This is a genomic window from Amycolatopsis sp. cg13, assembly GCF_041346965.1.
Classification (GTDB): Bacteria; Actinomycetota; Actinomycetes; order Mycobacteriales; family Pseudonocardiaceae; genus Amycolatopsis.
Map to the genome: position 1 here is coordinate 1,784,658 of NZ_CP166848.1, position 19,055 is coordinate 1,803,712.

The 19,055-nt window shown below is 68.0% G+C and carries 12 protein-coding genes; 5 read left to right on the top strand and 7 right to left on the bottom strand.

The features are described from left to right. Positions 1-111: 111 nt before the first annotated feature. The 7 genes from AB5I40_RS07985 to AB5I40_RS08015 form a co-directional block, all read right to left on the bottom strand. Positions 112-1,230 (bottom strand): cobalamin-independent methionine synthase II family protein, encoded by a 1,119-nt coding sequence (locus AB5I40_RS07985; protein ID WP_370937788.1) that lies wholly within the window; start codon positions 1,228-1,230, stop codon positions 112-114. Between the two features lie 233 nt (positions 1,231-1,463). Further along, the gene (locus AB5I40_RS07990) at positions 1,464-3,572 is read right to left on the bottom strand and encodes an acyltransferase family protein (RefSeq protein WP_370937789.1); all 2,109 of its coding nucleotides are present in this window, start codon (positions 3,570-3,572) and stop codon (positions 1,464-1,466) included. A 145-nt stretch (positions 3,573-3,717) separates the two neighbouring features. Continuing rightward, a complete protein-coding gene (locus tag AB5I40_RS07995) occupies positions 3,718-4,740 on the bottom strand; it encodes an LLM class flavin-dependent oxidoreductase (protein WP_370937790.1) in 1,023 nt (340 codons plus the stop codon). A gap of 44 nt (positions 4,741-4,784) precedes the next feature. Continuing rightward, entirely contained in the window at positions 4,785-5,063 is a 279-nt protein-coding gene (locus tag AB5I40_RS08000) for a DUF1905 domain-containing protein (protein WP_370937791.1), read from the bottom strand. Between the two features lie 212 nt (positions 5,064-5,275). Next, complete coding sequence (locus AB5I40_RS08005; protein ID WP_370937792.1) at positions 5,276-8,938, bottom strand: CARDB domain-containing protein; 3,663 nt, start codon at positions 8,936-8,938, stop codon at positions 5,276-5,278. A 78-nt stretch (positions 8,939-9,016) separates the two neighbouring features. Continuing rightward, on the bottom strand, positions 9,017-12,592 hold the full coding sequence (locus AB5I40_RS08010; protein ID WP_370937793.1) for a CARDB domain-containing protein: 3,576 nt from the start codon (positions 12,590-12,592) through the stop codon (positions 9,017-9,019). A gap of 184 nt (positions 12,593-12,776) precedes the next feature. Then, positions 12,777-12,941, bottom strand: a complete 165-nt coding sequence (locus AB5I40_RS08015) for a hypothetical protein (RefSeq protein WP_370937794.1) — start codon at positions 12,939-12,941, stop codon at positions 12,777-12,779. On the opposite strand from AB5I40_RS08015, the gene AB5I40_RS08020 reads away from it, so the two are divergent. The 5 genes from AB5I40_RS08020 (at position 12,940) to AB5I40_RS08040 (ending at position 18,890) form a co-directional block, all read left to right on the top strand. After that, positions 12,940-13,947 carry a LacI family DNA-binding transcriptional regulator gene (locus AB5I40_RS08020; RefSeq protein WP_370937795.1) on the top strand — a complete coding sequence of 336 codons (1,008 nt, stop codon included), beginning with the start codon at positions 12,940-12,942 and terminating at the stop codon, positions 13,945-13,947. The two genes, AB5I40_RS08015 and AB5I40_RS08020, sit on opposite strands and share 2 nt — an antisense overlap. 118 nt (positions 13,948-14,065) lie before the next feature. Beyond that, entirely contained in the window at positions 14,066-15,445 is a 1,380-nt protein-coding gene (locus AB5I40_RS08025) for an ABC transporter substrate-binding protein (protein ID WP_370937796.1), read from the top strand. Then, positions 15,423-16,397, top strand: a complete 975-nt coding sequence (locus AB5I40_RS08030) for a carbohydrate ABC transporter permease (protein WP_370937797.1) — start codon at positions 15,423-15,425, stop codon at positions 16,395-16,397. The genes AB5I40_RS08025 and AB5I40_RS08030 overlap by 23 nt, the downstream gene beginning before the upstream one ends. After that, positions 16,394-17,263, top strand: a complete 870-nt coding sequence (locus AB5I40_RS08035) for a carbohydrate ABC transporter permease (RefSeq protein WP_370937798.1) — start codon at positions 16,394-16,396, stop codon at positions 17,261-17,263. The genes AB5I40_RS08030 and AB5I40_RS08035 overlap by 4 nt, the downstream gene beginning before the upstream one ends. A 46-nt stretch (positions 17,264-17,309) precedes the next feature. Continuing rightward, the gene (locus tag AB5I40_RS08040; protein ID WP_370937799.1) at positions 17,310-18,890 is read left to right on the top strand and encodes a glycoside hydrolase family 13 protein; all 1,581 of its coding nucleotides are present in this window, start codon (positions 17,310-17,312) and stop codon (positions 18,888-18,890) included. The last annotated feature ends 165 nt before the right edge of the window (positions 18,891-19,055 follow it).

Sequence of the window (19,055 nt, forward strand, 5' to 3'; positions counted from 1 at the left end):
CCGCGGGTCACGACCGCCGCCTCGGTCGTGCCCGCGACTGGCACGATCCAGGCACGGTGCACCACCCTGCGTAGCCGTCGCCCAGCCGCTTTCCCTTACGCCGCGCAATACTCAGTCGACAGCGGCGGTCTGGTGCGCTTCCTGGCTGTTACGGGCCGCGGGAAAACCGACCCCGAGCTGCTCCGCCGCGAGCGCAGTGCCTTCCAGCCGCGCGCGGATCTTGGCGAACGCGGTCTGGCGCGACGTCGACTGGTCGTCGGCGAACGGGGAAAACCCGCAGTCGTCACAGGTTCCCAGCTGCTCCACCGGGATGTACTGTGCCGCGCGCAGAACGCGGTCACGCACCTCCTCGGCGGTCTCCACCCGGGGATCGATCGGGTCGATCACCCCGACGAACACGCGGATTCCCGGCCTGAGCTGATCCGCGACGACGCGCAGCACCCGGTCCGGATCGGACTCGCTGGCCAGCTGAAGGTAGAAGTTGCCGGAGTTGTGCTGGAACAGCACGGGAAGCAGTTCCGCGTAGTCGACGTCGAGGCTGTGCGTGGAGTCGAGGTCGCCGCCGGGGCAGGTGTGGACGCCGATGCGCGCGCGTTCGGATGCGCTGAACCTCTCCAGGACCCGGTTGTTCAGCTCGACGAAATCGCGCAGGATCTGGCCGCTGGGGTCGAGCTTCAGCGACAAGCGTCCTTCGGTGAAATCGAGCTGAACAACGTGTGCGCCCGCGTCCAGGCACCCGCGGATATCGGCCTCGGCCCCGTCGACCAGATCGTCGAGGAAATTCTCGCGCGAATAGCCGTCGATCCCGGATGCCGGATACAACAGAGACAGCGCGGAAGGCGCGATCACCGCCTGTTTCACCGGAAGGTTCGTGCACTCCCGCGCGGCGCGCAAATAGCGTTCGGCGTGCTCCTGGTAGCGGAACGGCCCGGAGGTCAGGCAGGGCAGCTGCCGCTGGTGCCCGTCGGCGAACGGGATGACGACGCCGTCCGCGGAAAGGTTCGCCGAGCCCGCGATCGGGTAGGTGACGAAACTGGGTTTGCGCTGCTCGCCGTCGGTGACCACGGTCGCGCCCATCGCCGCTTGCGCCTCGATGGTCTCGCGAACGGCCCGGTCGAGAACGGAGGCGAAGGCCGCCTCGCCGAGCTGCCCGCTTTGCCGCGCGGCGAGAGCGCCGAGCAATTCGGGCGAACGGGGGATGCTGCCGATGGGCTCGGAAGGAATGGTCATGCGGCGAGCCTAGAAGCGGCGACGCGGGAAAGGACACGGGCGAACGCTATTCTCCTTCTTTCGTGCCATTACCGGCTTGAGGGTGTTGACACGATGTCGCGGTGGCGCGGATTCGCTTTATTGGCGGAGTGCAAAGAAGGCGTTTTTACCCCGTGGCGTCGCTCTCCCCCAGTATCGCGCGGACAAGAATGCCGAACCGGTCCGCGAGAATCATTCGATTTCCTTGCCGTCTCCTAAGCCGGGATGCCCGCCGCCGCGGCGATGCCCTGGTCGAGGCTCAGGCTGTAGTCCAGATTCAAATGGTCGGCGTCGTAGTACACGCTGACCTTCCCGATCACCGCGTAGCAGCGTTGCCGGTCGCAGAAGTAGTCGGTCAGGTCGAGCAGCCGGACCTTCGGATCGGTGCTCGCCTTGGCCGCCGTCGTCAGCGGGTCCGCCGGTTGTGCGACCGACCGGGCGACCGCGCACTGCTTCGGGTCGTCCGGATTCAGCACTACGCAGTCGGTGGCGCGGACGAGTCCGTTGAGCGGCGGGTCGGCCATCACGAACACCGTCGCGCCGACGCCGGTCCACTGTGCCCAGTACGAATTCAGCCCGTCCTGGTACTGCTCCGCCTGCGACCGTCCACTGTGGTCGTCGGCTCGCTCGTGCCTGCTGTAGAACGACGTGAACACGTACGTGGGCCGCGTTTTCGCGATTTCACCGGCCATCTGCTTGGTCCAGGCCATGCACCGCCGGTCGAGGGCGGTGCCGTGGTAGTTCAGGGCTTGGATCCCGGCGAACGGGCAGCCGCCGAGGTAGCTCGTGTACATCAGCCAGTGGTTCTTGCGGGCGAGGCTCAGCAGCGGGCCCTGCCATTGCTGGGCGTGCGAGTCGCCGACCAGCCACACCACCGCCGGGTTGGCCGCGCCCTGGCTGAAATCGCATTTGGTGGTCGTCTTCGTGCCGTCGCTCGCCGAGTACTGCGACAGCGGCGGCGGGCAGTCCGCGGGCGGCGTGTAGTACCGGTTGGCCGGGCCCATCTCGACGCTCCTGGCCGGGCCGAACGGGTCAGCGCACGCGTTGCCCGCCATCAGCGCCCTCGCGCCGTGGCAGGGGCCGGTCATCTCGGCGGTCAGATCACGGGCCGCTTGGTCGACGTGCCGTTCGTATGTCCAGGTCAGACCGCCGGCCGCGGCGCACACCACGAGCATTCCGGCCGCCATGGCGGCGAAGGTCACCCCGGAGGTGCGGCTCAACGGCCGCCAGGTCCGGAGCGGGTCCTCGACGAGCCGCTTCGACGCGTACGCCGCGGCCAGGGACGCGGCCACGATGCCGGCCTTGACCTGCCAGGTCAGCGTGCCGGCGACCAGCGCGCCCGGGAAGGCGAACGGGGCCAGCATGATCAGCGGCCAATGCCACAGGTACAGCGAATAGCTGACATTCCCGAGCCACTGCACCGGAGGCGACGAGGACAGCAGGGTGTGCCATTGCTGTCCCTCGCGGCTGCCGCCGAAGATGACCAGCGCGGTGCCGACCGCAGGCAGCAACGCGGTCGCACCAGGGAATGCGGTTTGGTCGTCGAAGAAGATCGCGGCAACGGCGATCGCGGCGAAACCGGCCAGTGAGGCCACGTTCGCGGCGATCTTCGGCAGAACGTACTTCGCGCCGCCGAAAGCCAGCAACGCACCGAGGGCGAACTCCCACACTCGCACCGGAGTCACGAAGTACGCCTGGCTCTTGGACGCGTCGGTGAACCAGATGCTGAACCCCAGCGAGACGGCCCCGACGACCGCGACACCGGCGATGCGCGCCCACCGCGCCCGGATCTTGAACAGCAGCAGGAGAAGCAGCGGCCAGAACAGGTAGAACTGCTCCTCGACCGAGAGCGACCAGTAGTGCTGGGACAGGCTCGCCGACTCGGTGAAGTGCGAGTAGTCGACGGAATGCGCGGCGAGCAGCCAGTTTTCCCAGTAGAGCGCGCTCGCGATGACTTCCTGCGCGTTGGACTCCCAGCGGGGATAGGGCATCAGGAAGTACGCGGCGACAACGATGAAGGCCAGGACGAGAAACGCCGCGGGCAGCAGGCGGCGCACGCGGCGGGCGTAGAACTTCGCGAGCCGGATCCGCCCGGTGCTCGCGACCTCGCGGACCAGATGCGAGGTGATCAGGAAGCCGGAAATGACGAAGAAGACGTCGACGCCGACGTAACCGCCGGTCAATCGCAGGGGCCAGAGATGGTTCAGCACGACCAGTCCGACAGCCACGGCGCGCAACGCCTGGATGTCCGGCCGGAACGCCGGTCTTCGCTCCCCCGACGATTGCGAGGGCCGCACCGGCCCGCTCAATGTCCCCGTGCCCATTTTCCGCCCCTTTGTCCCGCCCCGCTGAAAACTCAGTGATGCTAGCGGGAGCGGCCGACAGGCTCGGCACGGGCTGGCCGAAACGCCGACGCGACGTGCGGAAAGAGGGGACGGCAGCCGCGCCGTCCCCTCTTTCGGTCCGCGGTCAGCGCCAGCCCAGTTCCGGGGCGACGTGGGTCAGGATGCTTTCCAGCACATGGGCGTTGTAGTCCACACCCAACTGGTTCGGCACAGTCAGCAGCAAAGTATCCGCGGCCTGCACCGCCTCGTCTTCCTTCAGCTCCCGGACCAGTTCGTCCGGCTCGGCCGCGTACGAGCGGCCGAAGATGGCGCGGGTGTTTTCGTCGATCATGCCGATCTGGTCGCGCGAGTTGCGGTCGCGGCCGAAGTACGCGCGGTCCAGGTCGTTGGTCAGCGCGAAGATGCTGCGGCTCACCGAAACCCTCGGCTCGCGCTCGTGGCCCGCTTCCTTCCACGCTTCGCGGTAGGCCTCGATCTGCTTGCGCTGCTGAACGTGCAGCGGTTCGCCCGTTTCGTCGTCTTTCAGCGTGGAGCTTTGCAGGTTCATGCCCAGCTTCGCCGCCCAGACGGCCGTCGCGTTCGAGCCCGAGCCCCACCAGATGCGGTCGCGCAGGCCTTCGGAGTGCGGTTCCAGGCGGAGCAGCCCGGGCGGGTTGGCGAACATCGGGCGCGGGTTCGGCTGGGCGAAGCCTTCGCCTTCGAGCAGCTTCAGGAAGACCTCGACGCGGTCGCGGGCCATGTCGGCCTCGGTCTCGCCCTCCGCGGGGGCGTAGCCGAAGTACCGCCAGCCGTCGATGACCTGCTCGGGGGATCCCCGGCTCACGCCGAGCTGGAGCCTGCCCCGCGAGATGAGGTCGGCGGCGCCCGCGTCCTCGACCATGTACAGCGGGTTCTCGTAGCGCATGTCGATCACGCCGGTGCCGATTTCGATCTTCGACGTCCGCGCGCCGATCGCCGCGAGCAGCGGGAACGGGCTGCCCGCCTGGCGCGCGAAGTGGTGCACGCGGAAGTACGCGCCGTCGACGCCCAGCTCCTCCGCCGCGACCGCGAGGTCGATCGACTGGTGCAGGAAGTCGGAGGCCGACCGGGTCTCGGAGTGCGCGCTCGCCGACCAGTGGCCGAACGAAAGGAAGCCAATCTTCTTCACAGATGCTCAAACGTTCAACTACCCGGCGGCATTCCCGGGAGGCTTCATCGGGCGAGGCGTTCCAGCAGGACGACGGTCACCGTGTCCCCGGCCTCCTTGCCGATCACTTTCCGGAGTCCGGCGTTGACCGGGAGTTTGTGGGTGCCGTCGCCCAGCGCCATGAACGAGCTGCGGAACGGTTCGCCGTCGACGGTCCCGCGGACTTTCACCAGGCCGCGGGTGCCGAAGAACTCCGCCGAGCCGGGCCAGACCAGGTAGGTGTGGCCGCCCTTGGCCGGGCTCTTGCGCAGGGTCGCGGTGAATTCCTCGTTGAGTTCGGTCATGATCGGACGCTCCTTCGCCTCGGATGGCTGGTCACCCCGAGGTACGAACCTGGTCTCCGGATTTCGACACCCGTCCGGGGTTCGGATCGTAGAACTTCAGCCGCGGGTGCGATGGCCTGCGAGGGACCGGCACCCGAAAGGGGGAATACTCACTGCCGGTACCGGTCCGGTGCCGGACAGACAGCCCTCTCCCGGCACCGGACCGATTCCCCCTAGTTCGTCCCGCGGCGGCCCCGCGCGGCCGTTGCCGGGACTGGTCCGCCGGTGATCGTGAACTGCGATCCCGGCTCGCGGACCACGTCACCGGTCGCCGAATTCGTGATCGTCACGTTCGTCAGCGTCGCGCTGCCGCGAGCGCCGCTCATCGCGAGGATGCCCGCGCCGTTGTTCGACCGGTCGATCTTCACGTTGCTGATCGTCACGTCCGGCATCGCGCCGCCGCCGGTTTTGAACTGGATTCCGTCGTAGGTCGAATCGTGGATCTCGGTGTCCCGGAGCGTGATTCCCGGGATGTCCTTGCCCTGGGCGAAGAACGTGATCGCGCCGAATTTCTGCTGTTCGCCCCAGAAGACGCCGCCGCAGCGGTACAGCGCGTTGTCCGCGATCAGGGTCTGCCCGGAGAACGGCAGCGGGTCGTGGTCGGTCGCCAGCATGATCCCGGGGTAGTTCATCGTGTCGGAGACCAGGTTGTTCTCGATCTTGTTCCCGTACCCGCCGTAGACCGCGATTCCGTTGGCGCGCCACGGCAGCTGGACCGTGTTGTTGCGGAAAACGTTGTCGTGCGCGATGTCCACTGCCGGATCCTTCACGTACTGGTTCGCCCACACCGCCAGCGAATCGTCGCCGGTGGTCCGGAACGACGAGTTCACCACTCGCGAGTCGCGGGTGCCGTTGGTGAAGTTGATGCCGTCGGCGTAGGTGTCGCGGATCCGCATGCCGCTGAACTCCAGCCCGTCGGCCGGGCCCCACAGCGCCGGGATGTTGCTGTAGTCCCGGCCGACCCACACGCCGACGTTCGCGTGCTCGATCCACACGTTCGAGATCTTCGTTCCGGTGCCGAACCGGCCGTTGAGGCCCACGCCGCCTTCCGCGCCGCCGTCGCCGCCGCGGATCCGGCCGGAGCCGAAGATCGCGAGGTCGGAGATCTGCACGTTCTTGTCGATGTCGAAGCCGAAGTTGCCCTCGTGCGGATGGTTGATGCCGCCCGCGTCCTGCGGCTGGATCAGCGAGTACAGCTGCGAGTACCACATCCCGGCGCCGCGGATCGCGGCATTCGAGATGCCGACCTGGTTGTACTGCCCGCCGCCGTTGGGCACGTTCGGGTCGTCGGTCAGGATCTTGCGTTCCTGCCGCCACTGGCCCGGCGGGATCCAGACGCAGCCGATCACGCCGTTCTGGTCGTCGGTGACCGCGCGCTGGATCGCCGCGGAGTCGTCGATGCCGTCGTCGGGCACGGCGCCGTAGTCGGTGATCGACGTGCATTCCGGCGGTTTCGGCAGGGCCGGCGCGACTTGTTCGAGGTCGATCAGGTCGATGACGTAGAACGCCGCGTTGTCGCCGTTGTCGCGCTGCAGCTTGAACTTCGTGCCCGGCGGGTACGACTGCGCCAGCAGCGCGTGCGATTCGTCGAACAGCCGCCGCGCGTCGGCGCCTGGCTTGTTCGTGAGTCCTTCGGGGTCGTCCGTGTTGCCGTAGAGCCAGCTGTGCGTAGACGACAGGTTCAGCTTCTGCGCGAAGGTTCCGTTGACGTACAGGCTGATCGTCGCGTCCTGTCCCCCGCCGCCGGGTGCGTCCGGGATCGAATTGCGGACCACGATCGAGTTCGCCTGGTTCGTCGAGGTGAATTCCACGTACTGGCCCTGGTTCGCCAGCCGCACGGACTTCCGGCCGGAGGATTCGGTGGCGAAGTTCGTGTGTCCGAACGTGCGCAGCGGGTCGGCTTCCAGCAGTTGGCCTTGGTACTGCGCGGCTTCCGCCTCGTACTCGACGTAAGGCACCGCTGCGCCGCGGCCGACCACCATTGCCCGCGACAGGGTGTTGTTGGCTTCGTTGGTTTCCTCAATACTGCCGGTCGCGTCGGCCGTCGCGGTGAGGGTCGCGTTCGCGGCGGTCCAGGTGCCCCGGATCGCGACGTTTGCCGTGGCTCCGGCGGCGATCGCGGGTGTGTCGGCGTCGAAAGTACTGCTGCCAGCGGACAGTCGGGTCACCGAGGCTCCCGCACCGCTGGTGCCGCGGTTGTGCACCGCGACGGTGAACGACACGGGCGCGCCGACGGCCGGATTCGGCGGGTTCGACGTGATGCCGGTGACCTCGAGGTCCGGTCCCGGTGCCTGCGCGATCACCAGCGGCGTCGGCGACGTGAAGGCGTTGTTGGTGTCGTCCTGTTCGACGACGCTGTTGTCCGGGTCGACGGTGGCGGTCACGGGGTAGCTGCCCTGCGGCCGTTTGCCCGCCTGCACAGTCGCCGTGGTGGACGCTCCGGCGGCGAGTGCGCCGACAGGTGCGGATCCGACGACGGTGCCGCCGAGGCTGACGTTGACTTTCGTGGCTCCGGCAGCGGCGGTGCCCGCGTTCCGCACAGTTGCCGATACCGCGAGGTCGCTGGTCTCGGTCGGGTTCGACGGGATCCACGCGGTGCCGGTGACGACCAGGTCCGGGTTCGGCGCGGGTGTGCCGAAGACCTGGAACTCCGCAGCTTGCCCGCCGGGCGCACCCGAGTTGGCGAAGAACCGCAGCTGGACGTCCGCGGCGCGGCCGGTGAGCGGGATCGTCACGGTGTTCTGGTTCGTAGCCGGGTCAAAGCGGTAATCGGCCCGCGCGGCGAGCGTCGTGAATTCGCTGGCGCCCTGCGCGCGGCCGAGGATCTCGAAGTTCTGTGTCCGCGCGCCCCAGATCGGATCGGGGTTGAGTTTCACCACGGCCGAGGCGAGGTCGGCGTCGGCACCGAGCTTTACTGTCAGGGTGTTCGGGTAGCCTGCGGAAGACTCCCAATAAGTACCGGTGTTGTTGTCGTTCGCGTTGGCCGCCGCGAACGCGCCGACCGTCGAGGACGCTTCGATCGGCTTGCCCGCGGCGAGGTTCTGGCCGGTCTGCGTCCCGGCCCGGACGACGTGGTTGCTGTCGGCGGACTCGTTCCCGGCCGCGTCCTTGGCGCGCACGAAGTACTCGATCCGCGTGCCCGCGGGCCGGTTCTCGGTGAACGTCGTGCCGGTGACCGTGGTGACGGGCGTGCCGTCGCGGTAGACGGTGTAGCCGGTCACGCCGACGTCGTCGGTCGACGGCGACCACGTCAGCCGGATTTGCCCGGACGCGGGTTCGGTCAGCGCGACGTTCGCGGGCGCGGTCGGCGCCTGCGTGTCCCCGGTGTCCGGGCCGTACAGCTCGAATTCCGAGAGTTGCGCGGCGGGCCACTGCGTGTTCGCGGTCACGTCGAGCCGCACGTAGCGCGCGGACGCGGTCACCGGGATGGTCACCGTGCCGGAGGCGAACGGGTACCCGGTCGACGCGACCAGATCGGTGAACGACGTGCCGTCGGCGCTGCCGCGCACGGTGAGCGTCTGGGTGCGGGATTCCCAGGTGGCAGGCAGTTTCAGCACGATCCGCGAAAGCGGCTTCGTGGAGCCGAGGTCGGCTTGGATCCATTGCGGGAAGGCGTTGTTGGCCGACTCCCAGTAGGTGGCCTGATTGCCGTCGAAGGCGTTGGCGACGGGGTAGCCGGGCTGCACGCTGCTCGCCGACACCGTGCGCGTCAACGGCACATCAGCGGCGTTCGGAGCTGGCCCTGGCGAGGGGCCACCGGCTGCGGCGGCGTGGGTGAGGCCGGCCGCGAACAGCCCTGCGGCGAGGAAACCGGCGAAGAGACGGGACAACCGCATCCGTATCATGGCATCTTCCGTTCTTGGGCAGGAGAAGGACGGGTGCCCGCCGGAGACACCGGGCGGGCACCCGTGCGCTCAATTGCGGGTGATCGTGAAGGTGCTCGTCGTGTTCCGGATGTCCTGGTCGTTGTCGCTCAACGCGAGCCCGGTGAACGTCGCCGACCCGACCGCCGGTCCCTGCCCGGGTTCCGGCAGCTCGTTGGCCCAGATCCCGATCCCGGACTTGGCGTCGAACTCGTCGCCGCTGCGATGCGCCCCGGAGATCGACACGTTCGTCAGCACCGTGTCCTGGACCGTGTTCTCCGGCTGGCCGCCGGTGTACTTGGTCTGGAACATGATGCCGCTGTACGTCGGGCTCTGGATGTCCACATCGGACACCCGGATGCCGCGGAACTCCTTGGAAGCGGAGAACATCCAGATCGCCGGGAACGTCTGCTTGCCCCAGAAATGGCCGCCGGTGCGGACCAGCGAGACATTCTGCACCGTCGTCGGCTGCGGCCCGAACCCGAGGAACGGATAGCCGAAGTCGAGCGAGCTGAGCGTGATCCCGGAATACGTCAGCGTGTCCGCGACGTAGAGGTTCCGAAAGGTGTTGTTGTACCCGCCGTACACCGCGATGCCCGCCGCGCGCCACGGGAGCAGCACGGTCAGGTTCTCGAACACGTTGTCGTACTGGTTGCCCTGGTTGATGTCCGTCGCGGCGAACAGCGCGAAGCTGTCGTCGCCGGTGGACCGGGCCTCGTTGTTGGTGACGTGGTTGCCGGTGCTGCCGTTGGTGAAGTTGACGCCGTCGGCGAACGTGTCGCGGATGCGGGAGTTCTTCACCGTGGAGTTGTCCACATTGGTCGCCCAGAGCAGACACACCTGGTGCTCCACCCAGATGTTGTCGATGGTCATGTTCGTGACGCCGGTGAAGTTGAAGACCTTGCCCGGGCCGTCGATGCGGGACGTGTAGTTCCCGAACACGGCGAACCCGCTGAAGGTCGACCCGCTCGCGCTGGCCTGCGCGTCGAACCCGATGTCGGTGTTCTCCTGTCCGGCGGGCGCGGTGAACTTCGTGAACCACGGCCCGGCGCCGAGCACCGTCACCGGTTTGCCGTACACGGTGACCTTGCTGGTCATCGGGTACTGTCCGGCGGGGAGGTAGACGCCGGTGAGGTTCGGGTCCTGGCGGACCTTGTCCAGCGCGGCCTGCACGTCCTGCTGGCTGAACCCGGCCGGGACCGCGTAGTGCGCCGGGTCCGGATTCGCCGCCGCGGTGGCCAGTTCGAAGTTCACGAAGTCGATCGCGTAGTTCGAACTGTTCGCCGCGTCCTTCTGCAGCTTGATCTTGTGCCCGGCGGGAACCGTCGTGCCGAGCAGCATGCTGGCCTCGTCGTAGATGTGCCGCGCCGGTCCAGCGCCCGGCGAGTTGCCCGGGGAGGCTTCGACGCCGTAGAGCCACGCGTAGTGCGAGGTCAGGTCGATGGCTTTGAGGAAAGTGCCGTCGACGTACACGTTCAGCGTCGAGTTCTGCCCGCCTCCGCCCGCGGCGTCCGGCATCGAGAACCGGGTGACGAGCGTGTTGGTCGCCGCGTGGGTGGTGAATTCCACCGAGGCACCGGTCGAGTTGAGCGTCACGGCTTTCCGGCCCGACGCCTCGCCCGCGAGATCGCCGATCGTCCGGTTAGGACCGATCACGGCCGCGCCGCCCGCGACGACGCCGTCCTCGGCCTCGTACATGTCGTACGGCATGTTGGCGCCGCGGCCGACGAACAGCGACTGGGTGCTGGTGTTGTTGCCCTGCTTGGCAGGCAGCTCGTTGGCGTCATTCGCGACGACCGTCTTCACCGTGTACCGGCCGTTCGCTGCTGTCCAACTGCCAACCGTCACCGGTGTGGTCGCTCCAGGCGCGAGAACACCGGTGAAGGAACCGCTCAGTGTCTTGACGACCGTGCCGTTCTGATCAGCGATCGTGACCGTGACGCCGTGGGCGCCGTCCGCCGAAGCGACCGTGCCCTGGTTGCGCAGGGTCGCGGTGAAGGTCACCGCGTTGCCCGCCGACGGGTTGTTCGGCGACCACGCCGTAGCCGAGACGAGGTCGGAGCTCTGCACCGGGCTGACGATCAGCGGCGTCGAGCTGGTGTAGGAGTTGTTGTCCTCGTTCTGTTCGATGACGGTGTTCGCCTCGTCGACCTTCGCGGTCACGTCGTAGCTGCCCGCGTCCCGGGTGCCGATGTTCGCCGACACCGTCGTGGACGCTCCGGCCGCGAGCGGGCCGACTGCCGCCGTGCCGACCTTGGTCTTGCCCAGGTAGAGGTTCACGTCGGTCGCGCCCGAGGCCGCCGTCCCGATGTTGCGGATCGTCGCCGACGCGGTGATCGCGTCCGTCTCCACAGGTTTCTGCGGTGACCAGGACACGTCCGAGACTGTCAGATCCGGATTCGGCGCGGGGACGCCGAAGACCTGGAACTCCGCGGCCTGACCGCCGCCCGCGCCGGAGTTGGCGGTGAAGCGCAGGCGGACGTCGGCGGCCCGGCCGCTGACCGGAATGGTCACGGTGTTGCCGCTGGCCGGGTCGAAGCTGTAGGTCTGCGCGGGGGCCAGCGTGGTGAAGTCCGTCGCGCCCTGGTCGCGGCCCTCGACGGCGATCGTCTGCGTCCGTGTGCTCCACGCCGGGTCCGGGTTGAGCTTCACGACGACCCGGTCGAGGTCTGCGTGCGAACCCAGCGCCACGGTCAGCAGGTTCGGGTATGCCCCGCTGCCCTCCCAGTACGTGGTCACAGAGTCGTCGTTGGCGTTCGCCGCGACGTAGGTCTGCTGGGTCGACGACGCCGTGATCGGCTTGTGCAGCGCGAGATTCGCGCCGCTTTGGGTGCCGTTGCGAGTCACGGTGTTGCTGTTCGCCGACTGGTTGCCCGCCGCGTCCCGAGCACGCACGAAGTAAGCGACGCTCGCGCTGGCTGGCTGATTGTCGGTGTAGGACAGCACATCCCCGGCGACACTGCCACGGAGCTGGCCGTTGGCATAGATGTCGTAGCCGGTGACGCCGGTGTTGTCCGTGGACGCCGACCAGGTCAGCCGGATCTGGCCGCTCGCGGGTTCGGTGTAGGCGAGGTTGCCGGGCGCGGACGGCGGCTGCGTGTCGCCGCCCGCCGGGCCGTGCACCTCGAACTCCGACAGCTGCGCGGCGGGCCAGCCGGTGTTGGCGGTGATGTTCAGCCGGACGTAGCGGGTGCTGCCGGTGAGGTTCACGGTGACGGTATTGCCGGTCGCCGGGTCGAACCGGTAGCCCGCTGACGGCACGAGGTCGCTGAAGCTCGCGCCGTTCGCACTGCCCTGCACCGAGAAGGTTTCGGTGCGGGCCTCCCAGTTCGTGGGCAGCTTCAGCACTAGCTGCGCGACGTTGGTCGTGGTGCCGAGATCGGCCTGAATCCATTGGGGGAACTGGTTGTTCGTGCTCTCCCAGTAGGTGGCCTGGTTGCCGTCTCCGACGTTGGCGACCGGATAGCCGGGGAGCTGGCTGCTGGCGGTGTAGGTCGCGGTGGCGGCTTGGGCGGCGGGCTGAACAGCTGGCGGAGCCGACGCACCGGCTGCCCAGGCGGGTGGGGCGACCAGCAGGGACAGGGCGGCGCAGAGCGCGGCGCGCAGGAAATGTCGCTTCGTTCTCATGGGTTTCCTCTGATCCAAGGAGGAGGGAGACGAGAGCGCCCCGCGTGGCGCGGGACGGCGGGGACCAGGGAGCGGACAGGCGGGAATCCCGTCCGGGGGCGCACGAGAACAGCACGGAGCAGTCGACATGGCACCTCTTCGTTGAGGCTGGGCAGGACGCTTACCGCGGTTGCCCGGGATCTAGTCAGATATTTTCACTGATTCGTTCAAGAATTACAGCCTCCCCGGAGCGGGAAGTCAACAGTGCGGTCCGCAGATCATGGCTTCCCACCAGCACTTTCACCGCGAGAGCAAGCGAGGCGCGCGTCCAGTCGGAAACTTGCAGCGGTTTGCGGTAACTTTCACTCATGACACGACGTCTCGCCGAAGTCGCCCGCCAGGTCGGGGTCAGCGAAGCCACCGTCAGCCGGGTGCTCAACGGCAAGGCCGGGGTGTCCGCGAGCACCCGGGCCGCCGTGCTCACCGCGCTGGACGTGATGGGCTACGAGCGGCCGACGCAGTTGCGCGGCGAACGGGCCCGGCTCGTCGGGCTGGTGCTGCCGGAGCTGCAGAACCCGATTTTCCCGGCGTTGGCCGAGGTCATGGGCAACGCACTGGCCCAGCAGGGCTTCACGCCGGTGCTGTGCACGCGGACCGCGGGCGGGGTGTCGGAGGCGGAGTACGTCGAGATGCTGCTGCAGCAGCAGGTGTCCGGCGTGGTGTTCGCCGGCGGGATGTACGCGCAGGCCGACGCCGTGCACACGCACTACCACCGCCTCGCGGAACGCCGGTTGCCGACGGTGCTGATCAACGCGGCGGTCGACCACCTCGGCCTGCCGCAGGTCTCGTGCGACGACGCGGTGGCCGTCGAGCAGGCGGTCGGGCACCTGAGTTCCCTTGGCCACGAGAAGATCGGCCTGGTTCTCGGGCCGAACGACCACGTGCCGTCGCAGCGCAAGCTCGAGGCGTTCCGGGAGCACGCCGCGAAACTCGGACTCCCCGTGCTGGACGAACTGGTGGAGCACGGGATGTTCTCCATCGAAGGCGGGCACGCGGCCGCGGCGCGGCTGTACCCGCGCGGCGCGACGGCCGTCCTGTGCGCGAGCGATCCGCTGGCACTGGGCGCGATCCGCGCGGCGCGGCGGCAAGGTCTGTCCGTGCCGGGCGACATTTCGGTGGTCGGCTACGACGACTCCGCGCTGATGAACTGCACCGACCCGCCGCTGACCACGACGCGCCAGCCGATCGAGGCGATGGGCCGGGCCGTGGTCGAGCTGCTGGTGAAACGCATCAACGGCGGCGAGGTCGCGGTGGAAGAGCTGTTGTTCGCGCCGGAGCTGGTGGTGCGCGGGTCCACCGCGCGTCGGACAAGCTGACGCCGGAGCCGACTGTTCACAAGTTGCAGATTCTCGTCGTGTTCTTGCGCAGACGTCGTTCGCGGCTTTAGGGTGACCGCCATCACCTGCTGTGCTCCCCTGCGAGATGAGGCTTGAGATGAGCAGCCCCTGGTCCCCCGCCGCTCCCCGCCGGATGTTCGCCCTGCTCGCCGCAGCGGGGCTGGCGCTGGGAACAACCGCCTGCGGGAGCGGCGGCGATCCGGGAAGCTCCGCCGGGGGCAAGGTCACGATCACCGTCACCGGCCAGCCGCCGACGAGCCAGCCGTTCGAACGCGGTGTTTTCGACGCCGACGTCAAGGAATTCGAGGCGACGCACCCGAACGTCAAGATCGAACCGCACGAAGGGTTCATGGACCCGAAGACGTTCGGCGCGAAACTGGCGGGCGGGCAGCTCGAAGACGTCTACTACGTCTATTTCACCGATCCCGCCCAGATCATCGCCCGGCATCAGGCCGCGGACATCACCGAGGCGGTCAAGAAAGTCCCGCACGTCAAAGACCTCAAACCGGAATTGCTCGACAACTTCCGCGGCGCGAACGGCAAGCTTTACGGCCTGCCGACGATGAATTACACGATGGGCCTGGTCTACAGCCGCCCGCTGTTCCAGAAAGCCGGGCTCGACCCGAACAAGCCGCCGCGGACCTGGGACGAGGTGCGCTCGGCGGCGAAGAAGATTTCCGCACTGGGCAACGGAATCGTCGGGTACGCCGACTACAGCAAGAACAACCAGGGCGGCTGGCATCTCACCGGCTGGCTCGCGTCGATGGGCGGTTCCGTCGCGCGCGAGGACGGCAGCAAATGGGTCGCCGATTTCGACAATGAAAAAGGCAAAGCCGCGCTCAGCCTCCTCCACGATCTGCGCTGGACCGACGATTCCATGGGCAGCAAGCAATTGCTGGAAGCCCAGGACGTGCAGCGGATGATGGGCGCGGGCCAGCTCGGCATGTACATGGCCGCCCCGGACAACGTTCCCGTGCTCGTCAAGCAGTTCAACGGCAAGTACGAGGACTACGGCATCGCCGGGATGCCGGACGGCAAGGGCACGCTGCTCGGCGGCGAGGGCTACATGATCAACCCGAAGGCGTCGCCGGAGAAGATCAAGGCGGGCCTCGAATGGATCCAGTGGAAATATCTCAACCCGGACCGCTTCGAGAAGCACATCAAGCAGTACGTGGACGGCAAGCAGCCGGTCGGCCTGCCCGCCGAGCCGACCCCCGACGTCTGGCAGGGCGCGGTGCGCGATCAGCAGCTGGCACTGAAAGCCAAGTACGCGAACGTACCCGCGCAGAACTACCAGTCCTATGTGGACTCCACTGGCAAGATCAAAGGCAGCGTCGAACCGCCGAACGCACAGCAGGTGTACGCGATCCTGGACAGCGTGATGCAGGCGGTGCTCACCGACCGGAACGCGAATATCGATCAGCAGCTGTCGACGGCCGCGGCGAAGGTCACCAGTGTCCTCGCCCAGGTCAAGTAGCCTCCTCGCCTGGCCCGCGACGTCCTCGTCGCCGGCCAGGCGGTCGGCCGCCTCCCCCGCCGGGCAGCGCCGGGCCCGGCTGCGCCGCAAGCTCAAGGAGAACCTCACCGCGTACGGCCTGCTCTGCGCCGCGCTCGTGGTGTTCGCGATGTTCTCCTGGTACCCGATCGTGCGCGGGGTGCTGCTGAGCTTCCAGCAGGTCGACTTCGTCAACCCGCCGACGTGGGTCGGCCTCGACAACTTCGCCCGGCTGTTCGCGGATCCGCTGTTCGGCGTCGCCTGGCGGAACACGTTGCTGTTCACCGGTCTCGCGCTGGTTTTCGGCTTCGCCGTGCCGTTCCTGACCGCGGTGCTGCTCAACGAGATGCGCCACGCTCGCGCGTTCTTCCGGCTCGCGGTGTACCTGCCGGTGATGCTGCCGCCGGTGGTGACCGCGCTGATGTGGAAGTGGTTCTACGACCCGGGTTCCGGCCTGTTCAACTCCGCGCTCGGCGCGGTCGGCTTGTCCGGGCCGCAGTGGCTGGATTCGAGCGGCACCGCGATGCTGTCGCTGGTGTTCGTCTCGACCTGGGCGAACATGGGCAGCACCACGCTGATCTATCTCGCCGCGCTCGGCACCATCCCCGGCGAGCTGTACGAGGCCGCGGAACTCGACGGAGCCGGGATGTGGAAACGGCTGCGGCACGTGACATTCCCGCAGACCCGGTTCGTCCTGCTGATGCTCCTGCTGCTGCAGATCGTCGCGACCATGCAGGTGTTCACCGAACCGTACGTGATGACCGGCGGCGGCCCGGACGATTCCACAGTGACCGTGCTCCTGCTGCTCTACCGGTATGCCTTCGTCTACAACGACTTCGGCTCGGCGAGCGCGATGAGCCTGCTGCTGTTCCTGGCGCTCGGCGTGTTCTCCGCGCTGTACGTCCGGCTGACCAGGAAGGCAGACCAGGCATGAGGACCCTCGTCTCGCCCGGCGCGCTGCGCAGCCGCCGCGGCAAGGTGGTCTACGGCGTCGCTTTCGCCGGCACGCTCGTGGTTTTCGTGCTCGCCTTCCTGTTCCCGCTGTACTGGGCGGTGACCGGGGCGATGAAAACGCCGCAAGAACTCGCGCAGACCCCGGCCACGCTCGTCCCGCACGAGTGGCATCCGGAGACCTTCGGCGAGGCCTGGGACCAGCTGAACCTCGGCAAGTACTTCCTCAACACCCTGGTCGTCGCGGGCGGGGCGTGGCTGGCGCAGATGGCCATCGACGTCCCCGCCGCCTTCGCGCTGTCGAAGCTGCGGCCGAAGTTCGGCAACGCCGTCCTCGGGCTGATGCTCGCCACCCTGATGCTGCCCGCCGCCGCACTGCTGGTGCCGACCTACGTCACCATCACCGATCTGCCGCTGCTGCACCTGAACCTGATCGACTCCCCCGCCGCGGTCTGGCTGCCCGCCGCCGCGAACGCGTTCAACGTCTATGTGCTGAAACGGTTCTTCGACCGGATCCCGGACGAGCTGATCGAAGCCGCGCGGCTCGACGGCGCCGGGCCGGTGCGCACGCTGTGGCGGATCGTGCTGCCCATCTCGCGGCCGATCCTGGCCGTCGTGTCGATTCTCGCGGTGGTGACCGCGTGGAAGGACTTCATCTGGCCGCTGCTGGTGTTCCCGGACAGCGGCAAGCAGACGCTTTCGGTGATGCTGCAGCGGGTTGCCATCGATATGCCGCTCAACGTGCTGACCGCCGGGATGGTGCTGGCCAGCCTGCCGATGGTGGCGCTGTTCCTGGTGTTCCAGCGGCAGATCCTCGCCGGGCTCGCCGCCGGCGGGCTCAAGGGCTGAACCGGTCGTACTTCTGGCTTTCCCCACCACGAGGAGGGTTTTTTCCGTGACCGCATCGCGAAGACAAGACAGCTGGTGGCGCACCGCGGCGATCTACCAGATCTACGTCCGCAGTTTCGCCGACGGCAACGGCGACGGCATCGGCGACCTCGCTGGCGTCCGCGCGCGGCTCGACCACCTGGCCGCACTCGGCATCGACACGCTCTGGTTCACCCCGTGGTACCCGTCGCCGATGGACGACGGCGGCTACGACGTCGCCGATTTTCGCGACATCGAACCGCTTTTCGGCACGCTCGCCGAGGCGGAGGCGCTGATCGCCGAGGCACACGGACGCGGCCTGCGGGTGATCATCGACATCGTGCCGAACCACTGTTCCGACGAGCACCGCTGGTTCCGGGAAGCGCTCGCGGCGGGTCCGGGATCGGTTGCGCGCCAACGGTTCTGGTTCCGTCCGGGACGCGGGCGCGACGGTGCCGAACCGCCGAACAACTGGAAGTCGCGCTTCGGCGGATCCGCGTGGACCCGGGTGCCGGACGGCGAGTGGTACCTGCACCTCTACAGCTCGCGGCAGCCGGATTTCAACTGGGACAACCAGGACGTGCGCGCCGAATTCGAGGACATCCTGCGGTTCTGGTTCGACCGCGGGGCGGACGGCTTCCGCATCGACGTCGCCGACGGGCTGGTGAAGGACGCGCGGCTGCCGGACGTCGAGCCGGGCGACGAGACGCCGTTCTCCGATCAGGAGGGGCTGCACGAGATCTACCGGTCGTGGCGCAAGATCGCCGACAGCTACCCGGGCGAGCGCGTGCTGGTCGGCGAGATGTGGCTGCCGGACATGTCCCGCACCGCGCGATACCTGCGCCGCGACGAGCTGCACTCGGCGTTCAACTTCGATTTCCTGGTCTGTCCGTGGGACGCGGCACGGTTCCGGGAGGTCATCGAGCGGACGCTGGACGCGCACGACGCCGTCGGCGCGCCGCCCGCCTGGGTGTTGTCGAACCACGACGTCACCCGGCACGTCACGCGCTACGGCCGGGCGGGCGACACCGGGTTCTCCTTCGCCGACCGGCTGCACGGCAGCTCGGTGGACCTGGTGCTGGGCACCCGGCGGGCTCGCGCGGCGGCGTTGCTGACCATGGCGCTGCCCGGCGGAATGTACGTCTACCAGGGCGAAGAGCTGGGGCTGTGGGAGGTCGAGGACATTCCCGCCGAGCTGCGGCAGGACCCGGTGTGGGCGCGCACGAACGGCGCCGACCCCGGTCGCGACGGCTGCCGGGTGCCGCTGCCGTGGTCCGGCGACGAGCCGCCGTTCGGCTTCGGTCCCGGCGGCGCGTGGCTGCCGCAGCCCGCGGAATGGCAGGCGTACACGGCGGAAGCGCAGGCGGCGGACCCGGCGTCGATGCTCAGCCTCTACCGCGCCGGGTTGCGGCTGCGCACGGAACTCACTGGCGAGCTGGAGTGGCTGTCGCTCGGCGACGACGTGCTCGCTTTCCGCCGGGGGCCAGGGTTCACTTTCGTCCTGAACTTCTCCGGTGCTCCGATCCCGCTGCATTCCGAGGTCTTGCTGGCCAGCGACCCGGTGACCACCGAACTGCCGACCGACACGGCGGTCTGGCTGCGTTCCTGACCGTCGCTCGCGCGGAGCCGATCACCTCGGGTGGTCGGCTTTTCGCGCTGCTCCGCTGAGCGGGATCTCCTTGACAGCACCCCAGTGCGCGCCGACGATGATTCATCAGATGTATCGGCCACAAGCTTGCCCCGATTCCGCTGATGATCGAGAAATTCCCCGCTA